The 25,833-nt window shown below is 66.2% G+C and carries 29 protein-coding genes; 21 read left to right on the plus strand and 8 right to left on the minus strand.

The window, feature by feature from the left end; translation table 11 throughout:
• Positions 1-5: 5 nt before the first annotated feature.
• Entirely contained in the window at positions 6-1,109 is a 1,104-nt protein-coding gene (locus API01S_RS26690) for a TRAP transporter substrate-binding protein (RefSeq protein ID WP_006218875.1), read from the minus strand.
• A 397-nt stretch (positions 1,110-1,506) separates the two neighbouring features.
• On the opposite strand from API01S_RS26690, the gene API01S_RS26695 reads away from it, so the two are divergent.
• The 4 genes from API01S_RS26695 to API01S_RS26710 are packed head-to-tail and all read left to right on the plus strand — an operon-like array spanning position 1,507 to position 4,985.
• Positions 1,507-1,821, plus strand: coding sequence for a non-heme iron oxygenase ferredoxin subunit (locus API01S_RS26695; protein WP_006218874.1), 315 nt, complete (start codon positions 1,507-1,509; stop codon positions 1,819-1,821).
• A gap of 2 nt (positions 1,822-1,823) precedes the next feature.
• Positions 1,824-3,125 carry an NAD(P)/FAD-dependent oxidoreductase gene (locus API01S_RS26700; RefSeq protein WP_061306560.1) on the plus strand — a complete coding sequence of 434 codons (1,302 nt, stop codon included), beginning with the start codon at positions 1,824-1,826 and terminating at the stop codon, positions 3,123-3,125.
• A gap of 34 nt (positions 3,126-3,159) precedes the next feature.
• Entirely contained in the window at positions 3,160-4,449 is a 1,290-nt protein-coding gene (locus API01S_RS26705; protein WP_006218872.1) for an aromatic ring-hydroxylating dioxygenase subunit alpha, read from the plus strand.
• A 17-nt stretch (positions 4,450-4,466) separates the two neighbouring features.
• Complete coding sequence (locus API01S_RS26710; protein WP_006218871.1) at positions 4,467-4,985, plus strand: aromatic-ring-hydroxylating dioxygenase subunit beta; 519 nt, start codon at positions 4,467-4,469, stop codon at positions 4,983-4,985.
• A 76-nt stretch (positions 4,986-5,061) separates the two neighbouring features.
• Here the strand turns inward: API01S_RS26710 and API01S_RS26715 are convergent, their stop codons facing one another.
• The 5 genes from API01S_RS26715 to API01S_RS26735 are packed head-to-tail and all read right to left on the minus strand — an operon-like array spanning position 5,062 to position 9,351.
• The gene (locus tag API01S_RS26715) at positions 5,062-5,682 is read right to left on the minus strand and encodes an N-carbamoylsarcosine amidohydrolase (protein ID WP_061306561.1); all 621 of its coding nucleotides are present in this window, start codon (positions 5,680-5,682) and stop codon (positions 5,062-5,064) included.
• Positions 5,675-6,745 carry a M29 family metallopeptidase gene (locus tag API01S_RS26720; protein WP_061306562.1) on the minus strand — a complete coding sequence of 357 codons (1,071 nt, stop codon included), beginning with the start codon at positions 6,743-6,745 and terminating at the stop codon, positions 5,675-5,677. Before API01S_RS26720 ends, API01S_RS26715 begins: the two co-directional genes overlap by 8 nt.
• 31 nt (positions 6,746-6,776) lie before the next feature.
• Positions 6,777-7,601 (minus strand): alpha/beta fold hydrolase, encoded by an 825-nt coding sequence (locus API01S_RS26725; protein WP_061306563.1) that lies wholly within the window; start codon positions 7,599-7,601, stop codon positions 6,777-6,779.
• Between the two features lie 11 nt (positions 7,602-7,612).
• Complete coding sequence (locus tag API01S_RS26730; protein WP_006218867.1) at positions 7,613-8,365, minus strand: maleate cis-trans isomerase family protein; 753 nt, start codon at positions 8,363-8,365, stop codon at positions 7,613-7,615.
• Positions 8,366-8,388: 23 nt separating this feature from the next.
• Positions 8,389-9,351, minus strand: coding sequence for an amidohydrolase family protein (locus API01S_RS26735; protein ID WP_061306564.1), 963 nt, complete (start codon positions 9,349-9,351; stop codon positions 8,389-8,391).
• A gap of 340 nt (positions 9,352-9,691) precedes the next feature.
• Here API01S_RS26735 and API01S_RS26740 point away from each other — a divergent pair, with 340 nt between their 5' ends.
• On the plus strand, positions 9,692-10,681 hold the full coding sequence (locus API01S_RS26740; RefSeq protein WP_061306565.1) for an XdhC family protein: 990 nt from the start codon (positions 9,692-9,694) through the stop codon (positions 10,679-10,681).
• A gap of 31 nt (positions 10,682-10,712) precedes the next feature.
• Here API01S_RS26740 and API01S_RS26745 read toward each other — a convergent pair whose 3' ends face one another.
• Positions 10,713-11,180: a MarR family winged helix-turn-helix transcriptional regulator gene (locus API01S_RS26745; RefSeq protein WP_409360622.1), complete on the minus strand. Its 468-nt coding sequence runs from the start codon at positions 11,178-11,180 to the stop codon at positions 10,713-10,715.
• Between the two features lie 139 nt (positions 11,181-11,319).
• Positions 11,320-12,228: a LysR family transcriptional regulator gene (locus API01S_RS26750; protein WP_061306642.1), complete on the minus strand. Its 909-nt coding sequence runs from the start codon at positions 12,226-12,228 to the stop codon at positions 11,320-11,322.
• Between the two features lie 121 nt (positions 12,229-12,349).
• On the opposite strand from API01S_RS26750, the gene API01S_RS26755 reads away from it, so the two are divergent.
• The 16 genes from API01S_RS26755 (at position 12,350) to ccmI (ending at position 25,812) form a co-directional block, all read left to right on the plus strand.
• Entirely contained in the window at positions 12,350-13,312 is a 963-nt protein-coding gene (locus tag API01S_RS26755) for a 3-hydroxyacyl-CoA dehydrogenase family protein (RefSeq protein ID WP_061306566.1), read from the plus strand.
• Complete coding sequence (locus API01S_RS26760; protein ID WP_006218861.1) at positions 13,309-14,163, plus strand: beta-keto acid cleavage family enzyme; 855 nt, start codon at positions 13,309-13,311, stop codon at positions 14,161-14,163. Before API01S_RS26755 ends, API01S_RS26760 begins: the two co-directional genes overlap by 4 nt.
• A 207-nt stretch (positions 14,164-14,370) precedes the next feature.
• Positions 14,371-14,529, plus strand: coding sequence for a periplasmic nitrate reductase, NapE protein (gene napE / locus API01S_RS26765; RefSeq protein WP_006218860.1), 159 nt, complete (start codon positions 14,371-14,373; stop codon positions 14,527-14,529).
• A complete protein-coding gene (locus API01S_RS26770; RefSeq protein ID WP_006218859.1) occupies positions 14,529-14,870 on the plus strand; it encodes a chaperone NapD in 342 nt (113 codons plus the stop codon). The genes napE and API01S_RS26770 overlap by 1 nt, the downstream gene beginning before the upstream one ends.
• A complete protein-coding gene (napA, locus tag API01S_RS26775; protein WP_006218858.1) occupies positions 14,854-17,349 on the plus strand; it encodes a periplasmic nitrate reductase subunit alpha in 2,496 nt (831 codons plus the stop codon). Before API01S_RS26770 ends, napA begins: the two co-directional genes overlap by 17 nt.
• Positions 17,350-17,368: 19 nt before the next feature.
• Positions 17,369-17,854: a nitrate reductase cytochrome c-type subunit gene (locus tag API01S_RS26780; RefSeq protein WP_050729142.1), complete on the plus strand. Its 486-nt coding sequence runs from the start codon at positions 17,369-17,371 to the stop codon at positions 17,852-17,854.
• Between the two features lie 13 nt (positions 17,855-17,867).
• Positions 17,868-18,536, plus strand: coding sequence for a cytochrome c3 family protein (locus API01S_RS26785; protein ID WP_061306567.1), 669 nt, complete (start codon positions 17,868-17,870; stop codon positions 18,534-18,536).
• The gene (gene ccmA, locus API01S_RS26790; RefSeq protein WP_061306568.1) at positions 18,523-19,212 is read left to right on the plus strand and encodes a heme ABC exporter ATP-binding protein CcmA; all 690 of its coding nucleotides are present in this window, start codon (positions 18,523-18,525) and stop codon (positions 19,210-19,212) included. Before API01S_RS26785 ends, ccmA begins: the two co-directional genes overlap by 14 nt.
• Complete coding sequence (ccmB, locus tag API01S_RS26795) at positions 19,178-19,843, plus strand: heme exporter protein CcmB (RefSeq protein WP_006218854.1); 666 nt, start codon at positions 19,178-19,180, stop codon at positions 19,841-19,843. The genes ccmA and ccmB overlap by 35 nt, the downstream gene beginning before the upstream one ends.
• Before the next feature lie 8 nt (positions 19,844-19,851).
• The gene (gene ccmC, locus API01S_RS26800) at positions 19,852-20,637 is read left to right on the plus strand and encodes a heme ABC transporter permease CcmC (RefSeq protein ID WP_061306569.1); all 786 of its coding nucleotides are present in this window, start codon (positions 19,852-19,854) and stop codon (positions 20,635-20,637) included.
• The gene (ccmD, locus tag API01S_RS29010) at positions 20,634-20,798 is read left to right on the plus strand and encodes a heme exporter protein CcmD (protein ID WP_084802511.1); all 165 of its coding nucleotides are present in this window, start codon (positions 20,634-20,636) and stop codon (positions 20,796-20,798) included. Before ccmC ends, ccmD begins: the two co-directional genes overlap by 4 nt.
• Positions 20,795-21,310 carry a cytochrome c maturation protein CcmE gene (gene ccmE / locus API01S_RS26805; RefSeq protein ID WP_061306570.1) on the plus strand — a complete coding sequence of 172 codons (516 nt, stop codon included), beginning with the start codon at positions 20,795-20,797 and terminating at the stop codon, positions 21,308-21,310. The genes ccmD and ccmE overlap by 4 nt, the downstream gene beginning before the upstream one ends.
• Complete coding sequence (locus API01S_RS26810) at positions 21,307-23,331, plus strand: heme lyase CcmF/NrfE family subunit (protein ID WP_061306571.1); 2,025 nt, start codon at positions 21,307-21,309, stop codon at positions 23,329-23,331. The genes ccmE and API01S_RS26810 overlap by 4 nt, the downstream gene beginning before the upstream one ends.
• Positions 23,328-23,849, plus strand: coding sequence for a DsbE family thiol:disulfide interchange protein (locus API01S_RS26815; RefSeq protein ID WP_084802512.1), 522 nt, complete (start codon positions 23,328-23,330; stop codon positions 23,847-23,849). The genes API01S_RS26810 and API01S_RS26815 overlap by 4 nt, the downstream gene beginning before the upstream one ends.
• On the plus strand, positions 23,846-24,382 hold the full coding sequence (locus API01S_RS26820; protein WP_254598582.1) for a cytochrome c-type biogenesis protein: 537 nt from the start codon (positions 23,846-23,848) through the stop codon (positions 24,380-24,382). The genes API01S_RS26815 and API01S_RS26820 overlap by 4 nt, the downstream gene beginning before the upstream one ends.
• Positions 24,379-25,812, plus strand: coding sequence for a c-type cytochrome biogenesis protein CcmI (gene ccmI / locus API01S_RS26825; RefSeq protein WP_061306573.1), 1,434 nt, complete (start codon positions 24,379-24,381; stop codon positions 25,810-25,812). Before API01S_RS26820 ends, ccmI begins: the two co-directional genes overlap by 4 nt.
• Positions 25,813-25,833: the final 21 nt, after the last annotated feature.

Raw genomic sequence — 25,833 nt, forward strand, 5'->3', positions numbered from 1 at the left:
GCGTCTTATTTGGCCTGGGCCTTCGCCACGGCGGCGAAGGTGTAGTTATCCAGCGGGCTTTCGGCCACGCGGAACCAGCCCACCTGATCAACCTGGAACTTCTTCCAGTCGGGGTAGATCGCGGCAAAGTCGGGGTTCTTGGCCGACAGCTCGACCCAGAGTTCCTGCGATGCGTTGTAGGCCGCGTCCATCACTTCCTTGGGGAAGAAGCTGACTTTCGCGCCGCCCGCGATCAGCTTGCGCAGCGCCAGCGGATTGCGCGCGTCGTAGTTGGCCAGCATGCGCATGGTCTGCTCGCCGGCAGCCGCTTCGAACGCGGCCTGATAGGCCGGGGGCAAGGCCTCCCAGGCCTTGTCATGCACCATGCTTGTGATCGAGGCGCTGCCTTCGAACCAACCGGGTGAATAGTAGAAAGGCGCGACCTTGTTGAAGCCCAGCTTCTCGTCGTCGTAAGGTCCGATCCATTCGGCGGCGTCGATGGTGCCCTTTTCCAGCGCGGGATAAATATCGCCAGGCGGAATCTGCTGCGGCACGGCGCCCAGCTTGGACAGCACCATGCCGCCGATGCCGCCGATCCGCATGTTCAAGCCTTTCAGGTCGGCCAGCGATTTGATTTCCTTGCGGTACCAGCCACCCATCTGCACGCCGACGTTGCCACAGACGTGGTTCACGATGTTGTATTTCTTATAGAGCGCACGCAGCATCTTCAAGCCGCCGCCCGAATGCACCCAGGCGTTGTGCTGGCGCGCGCTCAAGCCGAAGGACAGGCCGGTGTCGAACGTCAGCGCGGTGTTCTTGCCGATATAGGCGGTGCTAAGCACGTGGTTGCATTCGACGGTGCCGTTGCTGACCGCATCCATGTTCTGCGCCGCCGGCACCAGTTCGCCGCCAGGGAAGGCGCGGATCTCGAACTTGCCGTCCGTCAATTGCGCGACGCGCTTGCATAGGTCTTCTGCCGAACCATAGATGGTGTCCAGGCTTTTGGGCCAGCTGGTCGACATGCGCCAGCGCACCGCGGGCGCGGATTGCGCGATGGCGGGCATGCCCACGGTGGCAAGGCCAGCGCCGGCAGCGCCAGCGGCTTGTGCGAGGAAACGGCGTCGTTGCATGTATTGCTCCCGATCTATTCGATTGAGTCCCCTTGGACTCGCCTCAACCCATGCCAACGCCGCTTGAATACACCAGAAAAAACGTTAGCACACTGAATTGTTGATCAGCATACTGACAGTAATTTTGAGTGTCAACAAGGTTAATCCCCACTGCTAAAGCCGCATAAACCCTAGGTTTGCGGCCGGTTTTGTGCTCATGGAAAGACGGCTCGGAAGGTGTTTTCAGGCGTTCCTTCCATATAGAGCGAAAGGGTGTGGCCCTGCTTCGCGTGGCGTGCATAATAGGCGCGCGCCGCAGTCCGACAAAGATCGTCTCGTCGGGGAAATCCCTAGCTCCTGACATGTTTTTTTGCGCAGTACACTGACCACATTACTCAGCATACTGACTAGAGACGATATGAACTGGATCCGCATTGCCTCCACCGACCAGTTGACCGACGACGATGAAGTCATCCCCGTCGCGGCCGGCGAAAAACAACTGGCGCTGTATCGCAGCGAAGGCGAATTCTTCGCCTCGGACAATGTCTGTACGCACGCCTATGCGCTGCTGTCCGACGGGTATCTGGAAGACGGCTGCATCGAATGCCCCCTGCATCAGGCCAGGTTCGATATCCGCACCGGCCAAGCCATGTGCGCGCCCGCGACGACCGGCATCCGCGTGTACCCCGTCAAGGTCGAAGGCCAGGACATCTACGCGGACGTGCAGGCTTGATCATGACCGAAGCCGACTCGATCCTCATCATCGGCGCAGGCCAGTCGGGCGCGGTGGCCGCCGCCACCCTACGCGACCTGGGCCACGCAGGCCCAATCACGCTGATCGGCCGCGAGGCGCATGCTCCGTACGAACGACCGCCGCTGTCCAAGGCCGTGCTGCAATCGGCCGAGGCGCACGCGCAGACGGCCGTTCATCCCGGCGACTTCTATGAGCAGCGGCGCATCACCCTGCTGACCGGGGCGGAAGCGCTGCGGCTGGATCCTTCCGCCCATCTCGTTCATCTGTCCAACGGCCGCCGCCTGGAATACAGCCGCTGCCTGCTCGCCACGGGCGGACGCGCGCGCGAACTTCCTTCGCTGCCGCGCGGCACGGCTGGCGTGCACTACATCAGAACGCTCGATGACGCGGCCGCGCTGCGCGCCGGCCTCACGCCGCAGGCGCGCGTCGTGGTCATCGGCGGAGGCTTTCTGGGCCTGGAAGTGGCGTCCACCGCGCGCAGCCTGGGCGCGGACGTCACGGTATTAGAAAGCGCGCCCCGCCTGCTTGAACGCGTCCTGCCTGCGGCGCTGTCGGACTGGCTGGCCGACCGCGTCCGCCATGCCGGCGTGACGTTGCGCCTGGACGCGCGCATTGCACGCAGCCGCGCGCAGCCGCATCCAGACGCAGCGGTCCGGCACCACGCGCGCTTCACCCTGGAACTTCAGGACGCCACCGTGATCGAGGCCGACGTGGTGGTGGTCGCCATCGGCCTCGCGCCCGAAGTATCTCTGGCCGAACAGGCGGGGCTGGCGCTCGATGCCGTCAACGGCGGCATCGTGGTCGATGCCAACTGCCGCAGCAGCGATGCCGCCATCTACGCCGCTGGCGATTGCGCCAGCCAGCACCGCCGCTATCTGAATACCGCGTTGCGGCTGGAGTCATGGCAGAACGCCAATGAACAAGCGCGCGCCGCCGCCGCCGGCATGCTGGGCCTGCCCACGCCCGGCGAGCCCTACCCCTGGTTCTGGACGGATCAATTCGGCTGCAACGTCCAGATGCTGGGCCTGCCGCAACCGGGCTTGGCCTATGCCTGCCGAGGCGTGCCCCTCAGTCAGGCCGACGCGCCCAAATTCATCTGGCTGGGCCATCGCGACGGCATCCCTGTACACGCCATCGCCATCAACGCGGGCGGCGACCTGCGCCAATTGCGCGTGCTGTTCGAACAGGGCCTGCGCATCGATCCGCAGCGCTACGCCGACGAAACCGTGGCGCTCAAGCCGCTGGTGAAAGCCTGCCAGCAGAGCGTGGCCGCCGCGTCCTGAATCCATTGTTGCCCCGCCTCGACAGGAGCTTTACATGTATCAATCACAAACCGTTATCGGCATCACGGCAGCGTCCAAGGATGCTGCGCTGGCCGACTGTGTCTGGCCGGAAGACGCGCTGCACTATATCCCCGACTGGGTCTACACCAGCAAGGCCGTGTACGACAGCGAAATCGAAAAGATCTTCCACGGCAAGACCTGGAACTACGTGGCGCTGGAAGCCGAGCTGCCCAACCCCGGCGACTACAAACGCTCTTATGTCGGGCCGACGCCCGTGGTGGTGTCTCGCGCCGAGGACGGTTCAGTCAACGTGTTCGAGAACCGCTGCGCGCATCGCGGCGCGGAATTCTGCCGCAACAGCCAGGGCAACGCCAAGGAATTCGTCTGCCCTTACCATCAGTGGTCCTACGACCTGAAGGGCAATCTGCAAGGCATCCCCTTCAAGCGCGGCGTGAACCGCGAAGGCGGCATGCCCAAGGACTTCAAGAACGAAGAGCACGGCCTGCGCAAGCTGCACGTGACGACGCGCAACGGCGTCATCTTCGCGTCCTACAGCGCCGATGTGGAACCCATCGAGGAGTACCTGACGCCCGAGATCCTGGCGGATTTCGATACGGTCTTCCCGGGCAAGAAGCTCAAGATCCACGGCTACTACCGCAACGAGCTGCCGTGCAACTGGAAGATGTATCACGAGAACCTGAAGGATCCCTACCACGCGACGCTGCTGCACTCGTTCCTGGTTGTGTTCGGGCTGCTGGTGGCGGGCAACAAGTCGGCGATGCTGGTCGACTCCGTCCATGGACGCCACGGCACCATGGCGTCCGCCAAGAGCGAAGACAAATACGCCACCGTCAGCGAAGAGAACAAAAAGGAAATGCGCTCGTTCCATGACGGCCTGCACTTGCAGGACGACCGCTTCCTGGAGTTCGTCAAGGAATTCGATTCTCCGTGGTCGGTCACCATGCAGACGGTGTGGCCCAACCTGATCGTTCAGCGCGAGATGAACACGCTGGGCGTGCGTCAGATCGTGCCCAACGGGCCCGACAGCATGATCATGCAGTGGACCATGTTCGGCTACGAGGACGATACGCCGGAGATGGAGCGCCATCGCCTGCGCCAGGGCAACCTGATGGGGCCGGCGGGCTTTCTGGGCCTGGAAGACAACGAAGCGATGAAGTTCGTGCAGGAAGGCGTGCGGCGCGCCAGCACGGACGTCAACGTGCTGAAGCTGGATTCCGGCAAGCAAGGCACCTCCAACACGCTGATCTCGGAAGCCGCGATCCGCTCGATGTACAGCTACTACCGTGGCGTGATGGGCTTCTGAGGCAGGAACCGAAACCAATGAGAACCCGATTCGAATTTTCCCCCCGCAACATCGACCCGGCCCGCGCCATCGCGCTGCGCCAGGAAATCGAGGAATTCCACGCCGAGTATTGCGCGACGCTGGACGCCGGCCAGATCGAGGCCTGGCCCGACTTCTTTACCGAGGACGGGCTGTACCGCGTGACGGCGCGCGAGAACGCCGAGCTGGGCCTGCCCGTGGGGCTGGTCTATGCCGAGGGCCGCGCCATGATGCACGACCGGGCCGTGGCCATCTCTCGCACGCAGATGTTCGCGCCGCGCTACATGCTGCATCTGGTCAGCAACACCCGCGTCATCAGCGAATCGCCTGACGGCGACATCCAGGCGCAGGCCGCGTTCATGCTGATGCAGACCCTGGTGGAAGGCCCCACGACGCTGCACCTGGCCGGCACCTACTACGACCGCTACACGAAACAGGACGGGCGGCTGATGCTGAAAGAACGCCAGGTCGTGTATGACACCACCATCCTGGCCAACGACCTGGTGTACCCCGTGTAGGCAGACGGCGCATCAATAGGAAAAGGGGTTGCGCCTCGCGGCGCAACCCCTTTTTCATTCCCGGCCAGGGATGCGTTCAGCGCCGAGTCGCGTGCACCGTTTCCTCGCGGGTCAGCACGGTGGCGTACTTCTGGCGCATGTCGAAGAGGTTGGCGTCGTGCGGGCCGATGGCGCGGTCCCCCACGCAGTCCGACACCACCAGGGGCCGAAAGCCGTACTGCATCGCATCCACCACGCTTGCCCGCACGCAGCCGCTGGTGACGGCGCCCGCCACCACCAGCGTCTGCACGCCGCGCTGCGACAACCACGCCGACAGGCCGGTGCCGAAGAAGGCCGACGGCACCGTTTTGCGCACCACGAGTTCGCCCGGGGCCGGCGCAAGCTGGGGAACGATTGCGCTGTTGGGGTGGTTTTCCTTGAGCGTCAGCATGCCGGGCACCTTCAACGTGAAGATGTTTTGGTCAGCATCGTCGTCCGCGAACACGATGCGGCTGTGCGCCACCGGCCAGCCCTGGCTGCGCGCGTGCGCCAGCAGATGCGTCGTCTGCTCGATGGCCGAGGCGATGTTGCCGCCGCCAAACACCGCGGGATCGGCGAACCCGTTGACCAGGTCCACGATCAGCAGGCCGTAGGGCGGCTTGGGAGCCATCGAAGCGCCGAAGCCCTGGCGGGCGTAGGCGGAGATATCGTCATTCATGATTGGGTTCCTTGATCGATTGCCCGGCCGCGCCGTCCAGCACCTTGCCCTGGCGCACCACGTCTTCGCCATCCAGACGCACCGTGCAGGCGCGCAGCGGGATGTCGATGTGGCAGGTGGTGGTGCGATGGCCGCCCGCCTCGTTGTTCGGTCCCAGCGAGAACAGGAAATTGCCTTCGTAGGCGCGCGCGTCCATGCCGATGGTAGCCTCGCGGTCGTACAGGCCCAGCGTGGTCCAGTGCGCGCGCGGTTGCAGGCCCCAACCGATGTGCGAGATCGCGTAGGCCTCGGGGTCCTGGAACGACGCCACGTATTCGCGCAGCAGTTCCGCATCGACGCCGCCTTCGATCCGCGTGGCGAAGCCGTTCTCGACGGTCAGTTCGATGGCCGAGCGCACGTAGAGTTTCTGCGGCAGCAGGATGTCGCCCACGTCGATCACGATCTTGCCGTTGGCGCCGCCCTCGTTCGGCCAGGTCAGCACAAAGCCGCTGGGCCAATGGTCCCATCGGCCCGGTTCGTCGACGAAGCCGTATTCGCTGATCGCCGGGAATTCGCCCAGCCGACAACGCAGGTCGGTGCCTGCCGCCGACACCACGCTCATCTCGCGCGCCTTGCCGATGCGCGCGGCGGCCGCCTTCACGCGCGCGCGGTCCGCCTCGGTGGGCACCAGCCGCGCCAACACCTCGGGCGGCTCCACGGCCAGCAGGATCCGGGTGCCGGTGGCCAGGATTTCGTGCTGCTCGGGCGAGAACAGCAGCGTCATCAGGTCCAGCACCAGATCGCTTTCCTTCAAGGCCGCGATGGCGGGCTTGTTTCCGGTCAGTGGCGTGGTGCCCAGGTACGCCAGCGAATCGCGGCTCAGGGCCTTGTCGCCATTGACGGGCGGCAGGTCCAGCCGATTGACCACCGCCCCCATCGATTGCGCCGCGATCAGCGCCGTCGACAGCGTCTGCGGGTGCGTCGCCGCACTGGTCAGCACCGTCACGGACTGACCGGCTTGCAGCTTGGACAAGGTCAGCACCTGCTGCCAGGCCTTCACCAGTTCATAGTCGCTTACAGGCATGGATGCCTCCTTCTCGTGAAAGACCGCCGGCTCAGGCCCGCGCCAGCGGCGCGCCCAGGAAATCGCCGAAGGCGGCGTAGAAGCCTTCCTCGTTGTCCCAGGGAATCATGTGGCCGGCGCCGGGCACGCGGTGGTGCTGCGTGGCGGGCGCCAACTGCGTGATTTCCGCTACGTCGTCGTCCAGCACCACATCGCCTTTTTCCGCCGTGATCAACAGGACAGGCACGCTGACGCGCGGCAGGTCGGCATGGATGTCGTCGGTCTGGAAGGCTTCGAAGCTTTGGACGATGGCGCGTTCGTCGCAGGTGTGCAGCCATTCGGCGCGCAACTGGCGCTGCGCGTCGGTCCACGTCGGGCAGAACGCACGCATGGCGTCCGCGTCCATGCCGTGGCGGGCCTGCGCCATGGAATCGACGTACCAGGGCAGCTTGGCCGGATAAGGCCGACGGCCCGGGCCGGACACCGGCGGGTCGACCAGCACCAGCCGCCGCAGGCCCTGGGGCCGGGTGCGAGCGGCGCGCACGCCGATGCGTCCGCCCATCGAATGCCCGACCAGGCTGTAGTTCTCAAGTCCAAGCGCCTCTGCGAACGCCAGCACGTCCGCCGCTTGCGCGTCCAGGCTGTAATCCAGCGCCGGGCCGGCTTCCGACAGGCCGCGTCCACGCACGTCCAGGACGTAGGTGTCGAAGGTCTTGCCGAACCGTTCGCCCACGAAACCCCAGGTCACGGCCGGGCTGGTGATGCCCGGCACGATCACGACCGCGTCCCGGCCCGCCGTGTTTGCGCCGCCGTAGCGCAGATAGTGCTGGCGGATGCCGTTGGCGTGGACATTCGCCCCATAGAGATAGGTGCTCAACGCCGTTCTCCTCAATACGCGCCCGACAGCAGCGCGCCCGCGCCGGGCACGACCGGCTCCAGGTTCAGCGACTTCAGGATGGCGTAGGTGGTGGCGACAGCGGCGGTGATCACGGGCTTGCCCGTCTGGGCCTCGACCTTGGCGATGGCCGGCAAGGACGGCATCTGCACGCAGGCCGACAGCACGATGGCATCGACATCCCGCGTATCCATCTGCGCCACGATCTCCGGCAGGCGCGACGGATCGTGGCGCCCCACGTCCAGATTGTCCGGAATCTCCAGCGCCCGGTAATCGACCACTTCAAAGCCTTCGTTGCGGATGTAGTCCACCACCAGCTCGGTCAAGGGCTTCATATAGGGGGCCACGACTACGATGCGGCGGGCGCCGATCACTTTCAGCGCGTCCACCAACGCGCCCGCGCTGGTGATGACCGGCGCATCCGCGCCATTGGCGGCCGTGTGCGCCTGCAAGCGCTTTTCCGATACCCGGTGATAGCCATGGCCCATCGCCATGATCGCCACCAGGCAGGCATAGCCCAGCACGTCCACGCGCGCGTCGCTCAGTTCGACCGCGCATCGATCGGATTCGCCGTCCATCGCCGCCAGCTCTTCCTTGACCACCTTCTTCATGCGCATGCGGCTGGAATGGAACGTGAAACGCTCCGGCCGGATCTGCTGGCGCGCCAGCAGCATCGCGGGAATTTCGGTTTCCATCGTGGTGTTCGAGCTAGGCACGATCTGGCCGATACGAAAGGGTTTCTGCATGGTTGCTCCTTGGTCCGGGAGATTCAGAGTTTGAACAGCCGCCGCGCGTTGCCGTGGCAGATCAGGTTGCGGGTGTCATCGTCCATCGGCGTCTGCTCGATGAATTCGGCGGCCAGCGCGGTCGATTCATAGGGGTAGTCCACCGAGAACATCACCGCCTCGCGGCCCATTTCGGCGATGGCCGCCACGAGCGTCGGCGGCGAACAAACGCCGGACGTCGTGATGACGATGTTGCTGCCCAGGTATTCCGACGGCGCGCGCGCCAGCTTGATGCCGTGCGAATAGACCGCGAAGCGGCTGTCGAAGCGCCAGCGCTGGAACGGCAGGCCCTCGCCCATGTGTCCCAGGATCAGCTTGACGCCGGGATATCGGTCGAACACACCGCCGAACAGCAGGCGCAGCGCATGCGTCGCGGTCTCCACGCCCCACCCCCAGGACGCGCCCACCAGCTCGGGGTGGCCCGAGTAGGCCTGCGGCACCACGTAGGGATCGCTCGGATGCAGATAGATCGGCACATCCAGTTCCTGCACGCGTTCCCAGAACGGGTCGTAGTCGCGGCCGTCGTAGTAGACGCCGTTGGTGTGGCCGTTGATCAGCGCGCCTTTGAAGCCCAGCTGCTTGACGCAGCGCTCAAGCTCGACGGCGGCGACGCGCGGGTCGTGCATTGGCAAGGTGGCGAAGCCGCCGTACCGGGTCGGATGGCGGGCGATCTGACTGACCAGAAAGTCGTTGTTCTCCTTGGCGCGGGAAAGCGCCACGGCGGCGTCGGGTTCGGCCTGCACGCCGGGCCCTGTCTGCGACAGGATCACGTAATCGATGCCCGCGCGGTCCATTTCGCCCAGCCGGACTTCATCGAAATCCACCAGCCGCGCCGCCAGATCGGCCAGCACGACCGGATCGATGTGCTGCGCAAAGCTCTTGGAATAGTCCTTGAATCCGACCCCTGTGTAGTGCTCCTCGAATGCGATCTTGCGCACTTTGCTCATTCCCCTGCTCCCAGTGTGATGGCGCGACACCTGCCCGGCCACGGCATGTCAGTATCTTTATCAGTACACTGACTATTAGATTGGAACAACCGGAACGCCGGACGGCACGCTCCCCTATGGGAACCCGGCCGTCGCAGCTTCCGAATTTAGATCAGTATACTGACTTTATAGTCAGCGTACTGACCAATTAGGGAAATCCCGGGGCGAGCGCCGCGTCGGAAATACGGTCGTCCAGCTAGGGATAGACACTAGAGACACGCCCGCCAATCATCAGTACAGTGAACATATAGGCCATGTCGACGCCCCTTCGTCGCCAAGGCCTTTCCTGTGTGAGTAGCCCATGAACGCTTTGGATCTGGACGTATTGCAACAAGCCCGCGACTGGGTCGCCGCGGGCCGGCGCGTGCACGTGGTGACCGTTGTGCAAACCTGGGGCTCGGCGCCCCGGCAGGCCGGCGCCATGTTGGCCGTGCGCGACGATGGGCAGGTGATCGGTTCGGTATCGGGCGGCTGCATCGAAGACGATCTGATTGCCCGCGCCCGCGCCGGCGAACTTGAGGATGCCCCTGCCCGCCTGACCTACGGCGTCACGCGCGACGAAGCGGCGCGCTTCGGCCTGCCCTGCGGCGGCACGCTGCGCCTGATCAGCGAACCGCTGCACGACACCGCCTGGCTGGACGCTGTGCTGGCGTCGATCCGCGAACATCGGCTGATACAGCGCACGGTGGACCTGATCGATGGCCATACTTCGATTTCGCCCGCCGGCCCCGCCGACGGTCCCGACTTCGATGGCCGCATTTTCCGCAGCGTTTACGGGCCGCGATGGCGGCTGCTCATCATCGGCGCCAACCAGACCGCCCGCGTGCTGGCCGACATCGCCGCCACGCTGGAATTCCAGGTGACGGTCTGCGATCCGCGCGAAGAATTCTTCAACGGTTGGAACGCGCCCCACGCGACGCTGCTGACCAGCATGCCCGACGATGCCGTGCTGGAAATCGGCACCGACGAACGTACCGCGATCGTGGCCGTGACCCATGATCCCAAGCTTGACGATATGGCGCTGCTGGAAGCCTTGAAGTCGCCCGCATTCTATGTCGGCGCGCTGGGATCGCGCGCCAATCAGCAGAAGCGTCGTGAGCGCTTGCGCCTGTTCGACCTGGAAGAGCACCAGATAAATCGCTTGCACGGCCCGGTGGGCCTGCGCATCGCCAGCAAGACGCCAGCGGAGATCGCCGTGGCGGTTGCGGCCGAATTGATCTGGGTGCGAAACACGTTGGGAGACGGTCAGGCGGCACGCTGCGAACCCCGCGTGAATGCCATCAAGGATTGAATAGGGGCACGCCGTAGGCGGCCCCCTCGCCTTACATCGGTTTGAGCGTTGTGCGGCTGTACTGGTTATTGGCTTCGACCAGCGTGGAAAGCAGCTTCATGAAGATTTCCTGGTTGCGCGCGGACAGGGGCTCAAGCAAGCGCTGCTGCGCCCGGGCCATGCCTTGCTGCAACAGCCCCATGATGCGCAATCCTTCCGGCGTGATCACCGCCTGACGCGAACGCTTGTCGGTAGGATTGACGCGGCGCTCGACCAGGCCGCGCTCTTGAAGCCGCTTGACCACATCCGCGGTAGTGGTGCGGTCCAGCCCCAGTTCCATGCCAATGGCGGTCTGGTCCAGCCAGGGACTGAGCGATAGCGCCGTCAGCACGCCGTACTGAACGGGCGTCACGTTCTGCGTCTTGCACTCTTCGTAGAACATGGCGTAGTGGATCTGGTTCAGGCGTCGCACCAGATAGCCGGGGCGCGACCACAGCACCTGCTTGGCCGGATCGAAAATATTGCTGTCTGTCTTCTGCGGTGCGACGCGCTTTCGGGACGTCGTCTTTTTCTGTACATCCGGCACGTTGAGGCAGCTCCGATTAGTTAGTGTACTGAGAATAATACCATCGGCGACCCGCTGTCGAGCGGTGCAGATCCTAGCGCGGATGCGCCGCCAGATAGGTCTTCAACGTCTGCACCAGCGCCGCCGCCGCAGGCGACAAACTGCGATTCCTGGATGTCACCAATCCGATCGACCGTTCCGCCACCGGCCCCGTCAACGGCCGTTGCACGATCGCGGTCTGCGCGACCGCGCCCGCCGCGATCTCGGGCAAGGCCGCCACGCCGAAACCGCATTCGACCATGGCCACGATGGTCGTCAGATGTTCAGCTTCGAATGCCGGCGTGAAGCGGATGCGGTTTTGCAGGAAGGCCCATTCGGTGTATTGCCGCACGCTGCTGGGCTGCACCATCGACACGTGCTCGGCGCTGGCCGTGTCGGCCCAGCGCAGCGGCCCGCGCGCCTTGGCCAGCGCGTGGCCCTCGGGAATCAACAGCAGAAAGCTGTCGGACATCAACGGCACGTAGTGCAGGTCGGCGTGCTGCGGGTCGGCGGCGGTCAAGGCGAAATCGACCTCGCCCGCGCGCACCAGGTCGAACGCGGGACCGGACAGCGTATCGCGCACCTTCAACGCCACGTGCGGATGCGCCTGGCGGTAGGTCATCAACACGCGCGGCAGCAGCCGGGCAGCAAGCGAGGGCAAGGCGGCGACCGACACCTGGCCCTGCTCGGCGCTGGTGATGCTGCTGACGGCGGCGATGGCGTCGCGGAACGCAACCTGCAAGCCGGCGGCCTGCTGCATGAAGACCTCGCCGGCGGCGGTCAGCCGCACGGTGCGAGTGGTGCGATCAAACAGCTTTACCGCCAGCGCTTCTTCGATCCGCTGTATCTGCGTGGACAAGGCCGATTGCGACAAGTGCAGCTGCGCCGCCGCCTGCCGGAAATTCAAGGTCCGGCCCAACACCAGCGTGGTGTCGATATCGCGCATCGAAAGATTGATCTGCATGGTCTCCACCGGCTTTTCATTGATCTATTTTGTCGATCATTCTATCCAAAAAATCTGATTCATCTATCAAACCGGCTTCTCTACACTCGCCCCCAACGACGATGCAATGACAGGAGCAAACATGCAGACGGACGCAACCGCGCTGCCCAATCCGGGCGCGGCGCATGCAGTAGTGGTGGGCGGCGGCACGATGGGCGCGGATGTGGCGGTGGTGTTGACGCGCGCCGCCTGCCGCACGACCGTGATCGAATCGAACGCCGAACGCGCGGCGGGCCTGCCCGCGCGCGTGGCTGAAAACCTGAAGACCATCGGGCGCGACGCCAACGCCGCGCTGCTGGCCACGGCCGCCAGCCTGGACGACGTGGACTGGGCCACGGTGGACCTGGTGATCGAGTGCATTCCCGAACGCCTGGACATCAAGCAGGCGCTGTTCGCGGATCTGGTACGACGCGCCCGCCCGGACGCCATCCTGGCCAGCAACAGTTCCAGCTTTCCGATCAGCGCCATCGGCCAGGGCCTGGACACGCGCGGCCGCATGCTGGGCCTGCACTTCTTCATGCCCGCGCATCTGGTGCCGCTGGTGGAAGTGGTGCTGGGCGAAGCCAGCGACAATGCCTGCGCCGATTCCCTGATCGCCTTCATGCGCCGTTGCGGCAGCGTGCCGGTCAAGGTCAAGCAGGACCTGCCCGGCTTCCTGGCCAACCGCTTGCAGCATGCGCTGTCGCGCGAGGCCTTCGACCTGATCGACCGCGGCATCGCATCGCCGGAAGACGTGGACGCGGCCGTGCGCTTCGGCTTCGGCTTCCGCTTCCTGGCCGCGGGCCCCGTCATGCAGCGCGACCACGCCGGCATCGACGTGCACGCCGCCGCCGGCGCGACCATGTACCCGACCTTCTGCAACTCGGACCACCCCGCGCGCTGCCTCACCGAACGCGCGGCCGATGGCCGCTACGGCATGAAGGCAGGTGAAGGGTTCTATTCCTGGACGCCCGAAACCATCGCCGCCGAGCGCGCCCGCTACGACCGCCTGCTGCGCGCCGGCCTGGACCTCATCAACCCGGAATTGCCGGAGATCCAACCTTGAACGCCCCTGCCCTGCCGCGCGCCGCGCTGGCCGACTCGCCCGTCATCATCACCGTGGCGCCCAATGGCGCCTACAAGAAGGCCGCCGACCATCCTGCCGTGCCGCTGACGGCCGACGACCTGGCGCGCGAAGCCCGCGCCTGCCTGGACGCCGGCGCCGGCATGATGCACATGCACGTGCGCAAGCCCGACGGCAGCCATCTGCTGGATGCGCAGGCCTACCGCGACGCACTGGCCGCCGTGGAACGCGCCGTTGGCCGCGAATTGCTGGTGCAGGTCACCAGCGAAGCGGCCGGCGTGTACAAGGCGGCCGAGCAGATTGCGCTGGTGCGCGAACTGCAACCGGAAGCCGTGTCGATCGGCCTGCGCGAAATCGCCGTGCCCGATATCGCCGAAGCGGAACTGGCGTCGTTCCTGGCCTGGCTGGCCGAGCGCCGCATCATGACGCAGATCATCCTGTACGACGAAGGCGACGTGCGCCGCTGGCTGTCGCTGCGTGCACGGGGCCTGGTGCCACCGGGCGCATGGTCGGTGCTGTTCGTGCTGGGCCGCTACAGCGCGGGCCAGACCTCGTCCGCCTATGACCTGCTGCCCTTCCTGTCCGCCTACGATCAGTCCTTGCCCTGGGCGGTGTGCGCGTTCGGTCCCGAGGAAAACGCGTGCGTCACCACGGCGGCGGCTTTTGGGGGCCACATGCGCGTGGGCTTCGAGAACAACCTGAAGCTGCGCGACGGCAGCATCGCGCCGGACAATGCCGCGCTGGTTCGTCAGGCCGCGGACGGCGCACGCGCGCTGGGCCGACCCCTGGCCACGGCGGCTGACGCGCGGCGCATCTACGGCGCGATTGCCTGATCCTGAACACGCAGCGACCGCGCTTGCCATTCGCGTGCCCGACGCGCTGCCGGACTGAACCGGCAGCCGTGTCGGGCACGCTTTTTATTGCGCCGCCGCAAAATTATTTCGCCGATATGCAACATTGACGCGATATAAAAGCACTGCTAAAAACCTCGATATCCGCACGTTCGATGCAATACCCCAACTGTCAAAGTGAGGTGGTGTGTGCAAAACGAGTCTGATGGCTACACCAAGCCTCAGGAACTTCGAAGTTTCCTGTTCCTGACGGCGGTCATGGCGCCCGTGCTTACGGTCATCATCGTGGCGGGCTACGGTTTCGCAGTCTGGTTCTACCAGCTCATCGCAGGCCCTCCGGGCAGCTGATGAAACACGACGAATCCGCTTCCCTGGCAGTGCCTGCACCTGCCGCGCCCGCCCCGGCGCCCCCCGAGCTGCACATCGCAAGCCTGGTCGTGCATGCCCTGCCCCACCGCCTGCCCGACGTCCGCGCCGCCATTTCGGCGATAGCGGGCTCGGACATCCATGGCGCCTCCGACACCGGCAAGCTGGTCGTCACGCTGGAAGCGCCCACCACCGACGACATGATGGCGCGGATCTCCGAGATCCAGCGCCTGGATGGCGTACTGGCTTCGGCGCTGGTCTATCAGCACGCCGACACGCTGGCCGCGATGAACGAGGAGATTGGCGATGTCCATGGCTCGTAGAGATTTCATCAAGCAGTCCGCCGCCGCAGCCGCCGCCACCGTGGCGGGCATACCGATAGTCGGCGTCACGCAGAACATCGTGACCGAGTCCGAAGCCGCCAAGCTGAAATGGTCCAAGGCGCCCTGTAGGTTCTGCGGGACCGGTTGCGGCGTGAACGTCGCGGTCAAGGACAACCAGGTCGTGGCCACGCACGGCGATTTCAATGCCGAGGTGAACAAGGGGCTGAACTGCGTCAAAGGCTATTTCCTGTCGAAGATCATGTATGGCAATGACCGGCTGACCACGCCCCTCTTGCGCATGAAGGACGGCAAGTACGCCAAGGACGGCGAGTTCGCGCCGGTGTCCTGGGACCAGGCCTTTGACGTGATGGCCGAACAGTTCAAGCGCGTCCTGCGCGACAAGGGCCCGACCGCCGTCGGCATGTTCGGCTCGGGCCAATGGACCATCTGGGAAGGCTACGCCGCGCTCAAGCTGATGAAGGCGGGCTTTCGGACCAACAACCTGGACCCGAACGCGCGCCACTGCATGGCCTCGGCGGCCGTGGGCTTCATGCGCACCTTCGGCGCGGACGAGCCCATGGGCTGCTATGACGACATCGAGAACGCCGACGCCTTCGTGCTGTGGGGTTCGAACATGGCGGAAATGCACCCCATCCTGTGGACGCGCGTGACCGACCGCCGCCTGTCCGCGCCCAAGACGCGCGTGGTGGTGCTGTCCACCTTCGAACACCGCTCTTACGAGCTGGCCGACCTGACGCTGACCTTCACGCCGCAGACGGATCTGGCCATCCTCAACTACATCGCCAATCACATCATCCAGACCAAGCGGGTGAATCGGGACTTCGTCGACAAGCACACGACCTTCCATCTGGGCAACACCGACATCGGCTATGGCCTGCGTCCGGAACACCCTTTGCAGAAGGCTGCCAAGAACGCGGACGACCCCGGCGGTTCCAAGCCCATCACCTTTGACGACTTCGCCAAGTTCGTCTCGACCTACGACTTGGAATACACGTCGCGGCTGACGGGGGTTCCGCAAAAGCAGTTGCGCGATCTGGCCGAGCTCTATGCCGACCCGAAGATCCGCGTGACCTCGTTCTGGACGATGGGATTCAACCAGCACACGCGTGGCGTGTGGGCCAACAACATGGCCTACAACATCCACCTGCTGACAGGCAAGATCTCGACGCCGGGCAACAGCCCGTTCTCGCTGACCGGCCAGCCCTCGGCCTGTGGCACCGCGCGCGAAGTAGGCACGTTCTCGCATCGCCTGCCCGCCGACCTGGTGGTGACCAACCCCAAGCATCGCGCGCACGCGGAAGAAATCTGGCAACTGCCCGACGGCACCATTCCCGACAAGGTCGGCGCGCACGCGGTGTTGCAGAACCGCATGCTCAAGGACGGCAAGATCAACGCCTACTGGGTGATGGTCAACAACAACATGCAGGCGGCCGCCAACCTGATGAACGAGGGGCTGCCCGGCTATCGCAACCCGGCCAACTTCATCGTCGTGTCCGACGCCTACCCCACGGTCACGACCATCTCGGCCGACCTGATCCTGCCCACCGCCATGTGGGTGGAAAAGGAAGGCGCCTATGGCAACGCCGAACGGCGCACGCAATTCTGGCATCAGCTGGTGAACGCGCCCGCCGACGCGCGTTCGGACCTGTGGCAGCTGATGGAATTTTCCAAGCGCTTCAAGGTGGAAGAAGTGTGGCCGGCCGACCTGCTGGCCAAGAAGCCGGAGTACCGCGACAAGACGCTGTTCGACATCCTGTTCGCCAACGGCAAGGTCAATAAATTCCCCAATAGCGAGCTGGATCCCGAATACGAAAACCAGGAAGCGAAGGCGTTCGGCTTCTATGCGCAGAAGGGCCTGTTCGAGGAATACGCGGAGTTCGGCCGCGGGCACGGCCACGATCTTGCGCCCTTTGACACCTATCACGAGGTGCGCGGCCTGCGCTGGCCGGTCGTCAAGGGCAAGGAAACGTTGTGGCGCTACCGCGAAGGCAGCGACCCCTACGTCAAGGCGGGCGCGGGCTTCGAGTTCTACGGCAACCCGGACGGCCGCGCGAAGATCTACGCCGTCCCCTACGAGCCGCCCCCGGAAACACCCGACCAGGAATACCCGTTCTGGCTGTCTACCGGCCGCATCCTGGAACACTGGCATTCGGGATCGATGACGCGCCGCGTGCCCGAGCTGTACCGCGCCTTTCCCAACGCGGTCTGTTTCATGCACCCGGACGACGCCCAGGCGATGGGCTTGCGGCGCGGCGTCGAAGTCGAAATCGAATCGCGGCGCGGCAAGATGCGCACGCGCCTGGAAACGCGAGGACGCGACAAGCCGCCGCGCGGCCTGATATTCGTGCCCTGGTTCGACGCCGGACAGCTAATCAACAAGGTCACGCTGGACGCCACCGACCCGATCTCGTTCCAGACCGACTTCAAGAAATGCGCGGTCAGGATCAACAAGGTCTGAAGACCTCGGGGAGACAGCCATGAACCACCGCGCCGCCGCCATCGCCCTCGCACTTGCCGCGGGCTTCCTGTTCGGTTCGGCATCGGCCGCCCCGCCGCTGGAGGTCGAAGACCCCATGCGGGGCGCCACGCCCATTCCCGAAGAGACCAACCCGCCGCTGATCAGTCCCATCGAGAACAAGGACATTAAGCGGATGCGGACGTATTCGATGCAGCCGCCGACCATTCCGCACAAGATCGACGGCTACCAGATCGACAAGAACTACAACCGTTGCCTGGCCTGCCATGCGCGCGTGAACACCGAGGAATCCCAAGCGCCGCCGTTGAGCGTCACGCACTACATGGATCGCGACAGCAACGTGCTGGCCGAGGTGTCGCCGCGCCGCTATTTCTGCGTGCAATGCCATGTGCCGCAAGCCGAGGCCAAGCCGCTGGTGTCCAACACCTACCAGGACATCGACGTGATCCTCAAGCGCCTGACCGCCCCGGCGACAGACAAGAAGTAACGGAGACGCCGCCATGGTCAAGCTCCTAAAGCGCTACTGGAACATCATTCGCCGCCCCAGCGTGCATTTCAGCCTGGGCTTTCTGACAGTCGGCGGCTTCATCGGCGGCATCCTGTTCTGGGGCGCGTTCAACACCGCCATGGAACTGACCAACACCGAGAAATTCTGCACGGGCTGCCACGAAATGCGCGACAACGTGTACGCGGAACTCAAGGGCACCATCCACTTCACCAACCGCTCGGGCGTGCGCGCCCTGTGTTCGGACTGCCACGTTCCGCACAACTGGACGGACAAGATCGCGCGCAAGATGCAGGCGTCCAAGGAAGTGTGGGGCAAGATCTTCGGCACCATCGACACGCGCGAGAAATTCGAGGAAAAGCGCCTGGAGCTGGCCAAGCACGAGTGGGCGCGGTTCAAGGCCAACGATTCGCTGGAATGCCGCAACTGCCACAACTACGAATACATGGACTTCACGCGCCAGAGCGTGCGCGCGCAGAACATGCACTCGAAGTACCTGGCCGACAAGTCCAAGACCTGCATCGATTGCCACAAGGGCATCGCGCACAAGCTGCCCAACATTCCGCCTGAGTCGGTGTCGGACGCAGGCCCCGCCGCCGGCGCGGCCAAGAGCGTCGCCCAGGTGGAGCCGGCCAAGGTGGAGCCCGCCAATGCGGCCCGCTGACGCGCCACTGCCCCTGCTGGCCGCCAGCGGCCTGTGCTGCCCTCGCGGCGGCGCGCAAGGGCAAGGCGTGGGTCCCTTGGACTTCGATTTGCACGCCGGCCAGTTGCTGCATCTGCATGGCGCCAACGGCAGCGGCAAAACCAGCGTGCTGCGCATGCTGGCCGGACTGCTGCGGCCAGTAGCCGGCACGCTGCGCGCGCAGGGACGCGAGGTGGCGCTCGACCCCGCGTCCTATTTCGGGCGCGTGGCGTATCTGGGCCACGCCAACGGCCTGAGCGCCGACCTGAGCGCGCTGGAGAACCTGCGCTATGCGCTGCATGTGTCCGGCGCGCCGCAAAGTGATGCGGCCATCGCGGCCGGGCTCAACACCTGGGGCCTGCACTCCTGCCTGCACACCCCGGCTGGCCGCCTGTCGCAAGGCCAGGCCCGGCGCGTGGCGCTGGCCGCCGTCATGCTGAGCGGCAAGCCGCTATGGCTGCTGGACGAACCCGACGCGGGGCTGGACGCCGCCAGCCTGGTGCAGTTGTGGGCCATGCTGGACGCGCACCTGGATCGCGGCGGCGCGGCCGTGGTGGCCTGCCATCGGCGACCGGCCACCGCCGCCGACCGCCTGCTAACCCTGAACATGGATGACTACGCGGATGCTGACTACGCTGTCTCAGTTGGCGCTGCGTGACATCCGGCTGGCCTGGCGGCGACCCGCCGACACGCTGGGGGCCACCCTGTTCTTCGTGGTGGCCGGCACGCTGTTTCCGTTGGCGGTCGGCCCCGACCCGGCGCTGCTGCGCGCCATCGGCCCGGGCGTGCTGTGGGTGTGCGCGCTGTTGGGCATTCTGTTGAGCCTGCACCGCCCCTTCGCGCAGGACCACGACAATGGGGCGCTGGAACAACTGGTGGTGTCTCCCCATCCGCTGCCGCTGCTGGTGGGCGTGAAGCTGGCCGCGCACTGGTTCAGCGGCTGCGTGCCGCTGATCCTGGCGAGCCCCATCCTGGCCTTGCAGTTCGATCTGCCACCGCATGCCATCGGCGTGCTGGTCCTGTCCTTGCTGCTGGGCACGCCTACGCTGGCCCTGGTGGGCGGCCTGGGCGCGGCGCTGACGCTGGGGCTGCGCGGCGGCGCGTTGTTGCCGTTGCTGGTACTTCCGCTGTATGTGCCGGTGCTGATCTTCGGCGCGGGCGCGGTGTCGGCCACGCACGCCGGGCTGGGCGCGGCGCCGCAACTGTCGCTGCTGGGCGCATGCCTGTGCCTGGCGATCCTGCTGTGCCCCTGGAGCGCGTCGGCAGCGCTGCGCGTGGCGCTGGAATGAGATGAGCCATGCCTGAGCAAACCGGGTTCAATCCCCCCTGCCCCGCCGCGCCGGCCGCAAGCTGGATGCGCTACGCCGCGCCCGCGCTCTTCTATCCGCTGGCCGGCCGCCTGATCCCATGGCTGGCGCTGGCCGCCGCCCTCTTTGCCGCCGCCGGCCTGTACGTGGGCCTGGTGGTCGCGCCGACCGACAGCCAGCAGGGCGAGGTCTACCGCATTCTGTTCATCCACGTAGCAGCGGCATGGATGTCGATGTTCCTGTATCTGGTGATGGCGGCCTATGCCGCGCTGGGCCTGATCTACAACACGCGCTTGTCGTTCATGATGATGCGCGCCTTGGCGCCTACCGGCGCGCTGTTCACCTTCCTGACCTTGTGGACCGGCGCGCTGTGGGGCAAGCCCACGTGGGGAGCCTGGTGGGTCTGGGACGCGCGGCTGACCTCGGAACTGATCCTGCTGTTCCTATACCTGGGCTTCATCGCCTTGCAAGCGGCCACCGACGACGACCGGCGCGCGGACCGCAGCGGCGCGATCCTGCTGCTGGCTGGCGTGGTCAACGTGCCCATCATCTATTTTTCGGTGCAGTGGTGGAGCACCCTGCATCAGGGCGCATCCATCAGCCTGACCACCGCGCCCAGCATGGCGCGCATCATGGTGACGGCCATGCTGCTGATGGTGGCCGCGTTCTGGCTGTACAGCGCGGCGGTGGCGTTGGCGCGGGTGCGCGGCCTGATCGCGCAACGCGAACCCGGCGCGGTCCGTGCCCGTGCCCCTGCCGCCCGGGAGGCCGCATGACTTGGAACACCCTGTTCACGCTGGACGGCCATGGGCCTTACATCCTGGGCGCCTACGGCGTCACGGCGGCCTTGATGGCGCTGGAAGTCTGGACGCTATGGCGGCGCGCGCGCAAGCGCGCAGATCCACGTCCTTCTGACGCCGGGCCGAGGCATCGATGAGCCCGCGCAAACGTCGCGCCTGGGCAATCGCGGGCGGGCTGGCGCTGCTGGCCCTGGCCACGGCGCTGGTGTTGAACGCGCTGCAATCGAACCTGGTGTTCTTCTTCAGCCCCAGCCAGGTCGTCGCCCATGAAGCGCCCCGGCATGGCAGCTTTCGCGTAGGCGGCCTGGTCGAACAGGGCTCGGTGCGGCGCGAGGCCGACGGCGTGACCTTGCGCTTCCTCGTGACCGACACCGCGCACACCGTGCCGGTGAGCTACCAGGGCCTGCTGCCCGACCTGTTCCGCGAAGGCAAGGGCGTGGTGGTGGCGGGCAAGCTGGACGCGGACGGCGTGTTTCGCGCCACGCAGGTACTGGCCAAGCACGACGAAAACTACATGCCGCCGGAAGCGGCCGATGCGATCAAGCGGGCGGGCAACGTTGCCACGACGGGCCGCGCGGGCGCAGCGCCCAACAGCTTCGCCTCGGGCGAGGTCGCCGCCGCCAACCGCCCGCGCACGGAGACCCGATGATTCCCGAGATTGGCCTGTTCAGCCTGATCCTTGCGTTGCTGGTGGCGTTGGCCCAGGCCACGCTGCCGTTGATCGGCGCGGCCACCGGCTGGCAGGCGGGCCTGCGGGTCGCGCGCCCGGCCGCCGTGGGGCAGTTCTGCCTGACGACGCTGGCGTTCGGCTGCCTGGCCTGGTCGTTCCTGGACAACGATTTTTCGGTGCTGTACGTGGCGGGCAACTCGCACGCCGACCTGCCCGCCGCCTATCGCTTTGCGGCCGTATGGGGCGGGCATGAGGGGTCATTGCTGCTGTGGCTGTATCTGCTGACCGCCTGGACGCTGGCCGTCGCCCTCTTCAGCCGTGGGCTGCCCCTGCCATTCGCGGGGCGCGTGCTGGCGGTCATGGGCTGGATCAGCGTGGGCTTTCTGCTGTTCATGCTGTTTTTGTCCAACCCGTTCGAACGGCTGATGCCGCCCGCCATGGCCGGCCGCGACCTGAACCCGCTGCTGCAAGACCCCGGCATGATCGTGCATCCGCCCATGCTGTACATGGGTTACGTGGGCTTTTCCGTCGCCTTCGCCTTTGCCATCGCCGCGCTGCTATCGGGCGAGCTGGATGCGCTGTGGGCGCGCTGGGTGCGGCCGTGGACGCTGGCCGCGTGGACCTTCCTGACCGTGGGCATCCTGCTGGGCAGCGCATGGGCCTATTACGTGCTGGGCTGGGGCGGCTGGTGGTTCTGGGATCCGGTCGAAAACGCCTCGTTCATGCCTTGGCTGGCCGGCACCGCGCTGATCCATTCGCTGATCGTCACCGAGCGCCGGGGCGCGTTCCGCAGCTGGACGGTGCTGCTGGCCATCTGCACGTTTTCGCTCAGTATCCTGGGCACGTTCCTGGTCCGTTCCGGCGTGCTGACGTCGGTGCATGCGTTCGCGGTGGATCCGGGGCGCGGCCTGTACATCCTGGCGTTCATGACCGTGATCGTCGGCGGCTCACTGGCGCTGTACGCATGGCGCGCGCCCACGGTGGGCCTGGGCGGCGGCTTTTCGTTGCTGTCGCGCGAATCGCTGTTGCTGTCCAACAATGTGGTGTTGACGGTGGCGGCCGGCTCGGTGCTGTTGGGCACCTTGTATCCGGTCGTGCTCGACGTGCTGGACTGGGGCAAGATCTCCATCGGCCCGCCCTACTTCGAAGCGGTGTTCGTGCCCTTGATGACGCCCGCGATCTTCCTGATGGGCGTGGGGCCGGTCGCACGCTGGAAGCAGGCCGAAGTGCCCGACCTGGCGCGCAGGCTGCGCACCGCCTTCGTGATCAGCGTGCTGACCGCCGTGCTGCTGCCGCTGGCCATGCCGGGGCCGCTGCGCCTGGGCTCGCCCATGGTCATGTTGGGACTGTGGCTGGCCGCGTGGTCGGTGGCCAGCGCCGCCGCGCACGCCTGGCAGCGGCTCAATGACGGCGCGCAGGGCGGATGGCTGCGCCGCCTTGGCCGCCAGCCGCGTTCCTGGTACGGCATGCTGCTGGCGCATGCGGGCATCGGCATATTCATCGCGGGCGTCACGCTGGCCAACGGCTACGAGGTCAAGCACGAGATCCGGATGGACGTAGGCGCCACGCAGGAAGCCGGGGGCTATCAATTCACCTTTGCCAGCATCGCGCCCGCCACCGGCCCGAACTACAGCGCCGAGCGCGCCGTGTTCCCCGTCACCCGGAACGGCAAGCCGGTGGTGACGCTGTATCCCGAAAAGCGCTTGTACACCGTGCAGGACATGGCCTTGAGCCAGGCCGACATAGACAGCAGCGCCACGCGCGATCTGTTCGTGGCGCTGGGCGAACCGGTAGGCGATGCGGGGGGCAGCGTCGCGTGGACGGTACGCATCCAGGTCAAACCCTTCATGACGTGGATCTGGGCGGGTTGCCTGCTGATGGCGCTGGGCGGCCTGCTGGCCGCGGGCGACAAGCGTTATCGCCGCGCGCAGGAAGCGGCGGCACGCGATGTCCGGCCCGGTCTGGAGCCGCGCCAGCACCAGCCACGGGAGGGCTATTGATGCGCTTCCTGCTGCCGCTGGCCGTCTTCATGGCGATGGCCGTGTTCCTGGCGATGGGCCTGTCGCGCGACCCGCGCGCGGTGCCGTCCGCGATGATCGACAAGCCCGCGCCGCCCATCAACCTGCCCGTGCTGCTGTCGCCGGGCGAGCGGCTGGACGTGGAGTCGCTGCGCGGCAAGGTGTGGCTGCTGAACGTGTGGGCGTCGTGGTGCGGCCCGTGCAAAGACGAACTGCCGGTGCTGCGCGAGGCGGCCCAGCGCCACGCCATCCCGCTGTACGGCTTGAACTACAAGGACAAGCCCGAGGACGCCGCCGCCTGGCTGGCGCGCAATGGCAACCCCTACGTGGCCTCGGCCAGCGACACGGATGGCCGCGTAGGCATCGAGTACGGCGTCTACGGCGTGCCGGAAACCTTCGTCATCGACGGCGCCGGCCGCATCCGCCACAAGCAACTGGGCCTGATCACGCCCGAGATCTTCAAGGCCCGGATCCTGCCCATCATCGAGGCGCTGAAATGAGCGCGCGGTGGCAGACCTCGCGCAGCGCGACGATGGCGCTGCCCGCCGCAATGCGGCGGTGGCTGGCGCCGCTGTCGATGTTGATATTGCTGACGTTGATGCTGGCCGTGGGCGCGGCGCACGCGCAGGCGACCCAACCCGCTCCCGCCCTGCCCGCGCTCTCTCCCGCTGACCAGCAGCGCGCCGACAAGCTGGCGCATGGCCTGCGCTGCCTGGTCTGCCAGAACCAGACGCTGGCCGAATCCAACGCCCCGCTCGCCCACGACATGCGCAACCTGATCCATGCGCAACTGGCCGAGGGCCGCAGCGACGCGCAGATCATGCTGTTCTTTGAAGAGCGCTACGGCGACTTCGTGCGCTATGACCCGCCCTTCAAACCCATCACCTGGCTGCTCTGGCTGGGGCCGTTCGCCTTGCTGGCATTGGGGTTCTGGGTGCTGGTGCGCACGCTCAAGCGCCGCGCGGTGGCGCGCGCGCCGCTGACGGCCGACGAGCGCGCCCGCGCCGCCCGCTTTCTGGATACCGGCCCATGACCCCGCTCTGGATCGTCGTCGTGCTGCTCTTGCTGGCGACCTTGCTCTGCCTGATTCCTCCGCTGCTGCGCCGCGCGCCGCCCACCGCGCCCGGGGCTGAAGATAGCCTGCGCGCCTTCTACCTCGCGCGCCGCGAGCAATTGCAGCGCGACCTGCGGGCCGGCAGCCTCAGCCCCGAGGCCAAGCTGCGCGCGGAAGAAGAAATGCAGCGCGAACTGCTGCAAGACCTGGCCGCGCGCCAGACCCGGGTCGGACCGCTGGGCGGCCAACGGGCGGGCGTGGCCGCCGCCTGCCTGTTAAGCGTGCTGGTTCCCGTGGCCGCCGTGCTGTTGTACGGCAAGCTGGGCAACCCGCGCGCGGCGGCGGACATGACGCTGGCGAGCACGGCCCCCGCGCACGCCAGCCCTTCTGGTAGCGACGCCCAGAACGCGGCCGGCGATGGTGCGCGCGATGACATGGCCTTGGCGATCAATGCCTTGGCGCAGCGCTTGCGCGGCGCGCCGGACGATGCCGACGGCTGGTACACGCTGGCGCGCTCTTATGAAACGCTGGGACGCTACGCGGATGCCGTGGCGGCCTATCGGCAGGTGCTGCGGCTGGTGCCGGGCCAGCCGGTCGTGTTGGCCGATCTGGCCGACGCGCTGCTGTCGAACAACCAGGGCAAGCCGGACGCCGACGCCATCGCGGCGGTGGCGCAAGCGCTGGCCAATGACCCGGATCAGCCCAAGGCGCTGGCGCTGGCCGGCATGATGGCGCTGCGCCGGGGCGATGCGGCCGAAGCGCTGGGCCATTGGGAACGGCTGCAAGCCCTGCTGCCGGCGGACTCCGAAGCGGCGCGGCAGATCCAGTCGAACATCAGCCAGGCTCGCGCGATGGCGAGGGGTGCGCCGGCAGGTGGCGCCGACAATGACTTGAGTAATAACTCGGCCACCGCCACGCCGAACCCTTCGGGCAAGACGTCGCCAAACAGTTTGGCGTATGCCGCGCCCGACGCGGCCACTGCGTCGACCACTGCGTCGACCACCGCATCACCTTCCACCACCGCGCGCCCCGCCACCAACACCACCACGAACCCCGCGACGGCCCCCGCCCGCATTTCCGGCCACGCGCGCATCGCCGATTCGCTCGCCGACCGGGTCAAGCCGGACGACACCGTCTTCATCCTGGCGCGTCCGGTTTCGGGCTCGCGCATGCCGCTGGCGATCTCGCGGTGGCGCGTGTCTGACCTGCCGCGCGCCTTCGTGCTGGATGACAGCAGCGCCATGTCGCCGCAGGCCACGCTCTCCGGCGCAAGCCGCGTGCGGGTCGAGATCCGCATCAGCCGGTCGGGCGCCGCCGCCGCCCAGCCGGGCGACCTGCAAGGCGTGCTGCCCGACGTGGACGTTCGCGCGGGCGACCTGGATCTGGTGGCTGACACCCTGGTGCGCTGACGCGCGCCGTGGGCGTGGCGC

The organism is Achromobacter piechaudii NBRC 102461 (assembly GCF_001571245.1).
Taxonomy (GTDB): domain Bacteria; phylum Pseudomonadota; class Gammaproteobacteria; order Burkholderiales; family Burkholderiaceae_B; genus Achromobacter; species Achromobacter piechaudii.

What these genes read in the sequence shown, in the direction of transcription:
- API01S_RS26690 (WP_006218875.1), bottom strand. Translation starts at nt 1,109, where the DNA reads ATGCAACGACGCCGTTTCCTCGCACAAGCCGCTGGCGCTGCCGGCGCT.
- API01S_RS26695 (WP_006218874.1), top strand. Translation starts at nt 1,507, where the DNA reads ATGAACTGGATCCGCATTGCCTCCACCGACCAGTTGACCGACGACGAT.
- API01S_RS26700 (WP_061306560.1), top strand. Translation starts at nt 1,824, where the DNA reads ATGACCGAAGCCGACTCGATCCTCATCATCGGCGCAGGCCAGTCGGGC.
- API01S_RS26705 (WP_006218872.1), top strand. Translation starts at nt 3,160, where the DNA reads ATGTATCAATCACAAACCGTTATCGGCATCACGGCAGCGTCCAAGGAT.
- API01S_RS26710 (WP_006218871.1), top strand. Translation starts at nt 4,467, where the DNA reads ATGAGAACCCGATTCGAATTTTCCCCCCGCAACATCGACCCGGCCCGC.
- API01S_RS26715 (WP_061306561.1), bottom strand. Translation starts at nt 5,682, where the DNA reads ATGAATGACGATATCTCCGCCTACGCCCGCCAGGGCTTCGGCGCTTCG.
- API01S_RS26720 (WP_061306562.1), bottom strand. Translation starts at nt 6,745, where the DNA reads ATGCCTGTAAGCGACTATGAACTGGTGAAGGCCTGGCAGCAGGTGCTG.
- API01S_RS26730 (WP_006218867.1), bottom strand. Translation starts at nt 8,365, where the DNA reads ATGCAGAAACCCTTTCGTATCGGCCAGATCGTGCCTAGCTCGAACACC.
- API01S_RS26735 (WP_061306564.1), bottom strand. Translation starts at nt 9,351, where the DNA reads ATGAGCAAAGTGCGCAAGATCGCATTCGAGGAGCACTACACAGGGGTC.
- API01S_RS26740 (WP_061306565.1), top strand. Translation starts at nt 9,692, where the DNA reads ATGAACGCTTTGGATCTGGACGTATTGCAACAAGCCCGCGACTGGGTC.
- API01S_RS26750 (WP_061306642.1), bottom strand. Translation starts at nt 12,228, where the DNA reads ATGCAGATCAATCTTTCGATGCGCGATATCGACACCACGCTGGTGTTG.
- API01S_RS26755 (WP_061306566.1), top strand. Translation starts at nt 12,350, where the DNA reads ATGCAGACGGACGCAACCGCGCTGCCCAATCCGGGCGCGGCGCATGCA.
- API01S_RS26770 (WP_006218859.1), top strand. Translation starts at nt 14,529, where the DNA reads ATGAAACACGACGAATCCGCTTCCCTGGCAGTGCCTGCACCTGCCGCG.
- napA (WP_006218858.1), top strand. Translation starts at nt 14,854, where the DNA reads ATGTCCATGGCTCGTAGAGATTTCATCAAGCAGTCCGCCGCCGCAGCC.
- API01S_RS26780 (WP_050729142.1), top strand. Translation starts at nt 17,369, where the DNA reads ATGAACCACCGCGCCGCCGCCATCGCCCTCGCACTTGCCGCGGGCTTC.
- API01S_RS26785 (WP_061306567.1), top strand. Translation starts at nt 17,868, where the DNA reads ATGGTCAAGCTCCTAAAGCGCTACTGGAACATCATTCGCCGCCCCAGC.
- ccmA (WP_061306568.1), top strand. Translation starts at nt 18,523, where the DNA reads ATGCGGCCCGCTGACGCGCCACTGCCCCTGCTGGCCGCCAGCGGCCTG.
- ccmB (WP_006218854.1), top strand. Translation starts at nt 19,178, where the DNA reads ATGCTGACTACGCTGTCTCAGTTGGCGCTGCGTGACATCCGGCTGGCC.
- ccmC (WP_061306569.1), top strand. Translation starts at nt 19,852, where the DNA reads ATGCCTGAGCAAACCGGGTTCAATCCCCCCTGCCCCGCCGCGCCGGCC.
- ccmD (WP_084802511.1), top strand. Translation starts at nt 20,634, where the DNA reads ATGACTTGGAACACCCTGTTCACGCTGGACGGCCATGGGCCTTACATC.
- ccmE (WP_061306570.1), top strand. Translation starts at nt 20,795, where the DNA reads ATGAGCCCGCGCAAACGTCGCGCCTGGGCAATCGCGGGCGGGCTGGCG.
- API01S_RS26810 (WP_061306571.1), top strand. Translation starts at nt 21,307, where the DNA reads ATGATTCCCGAGATTGGCCTGTTCAGCCTGATCCTTGCGTTGCTGGTG.
- API01S_RS26820 (WP_254598582.1), top strand. Translation starts at nt 23,846, where the DNA reads ATGAGCGCGCGGTGGCAGACCTCGCGCAGCGCGACGATGGCGCTGCCC.
- ccmI (WP_061306573.1), top strand. Translation starts at nt 24,379, where the DNA reads ATGACCCCGCTCTGGATCGTCGTCGTGCTGCTCTTGCTGGCGACCTTG.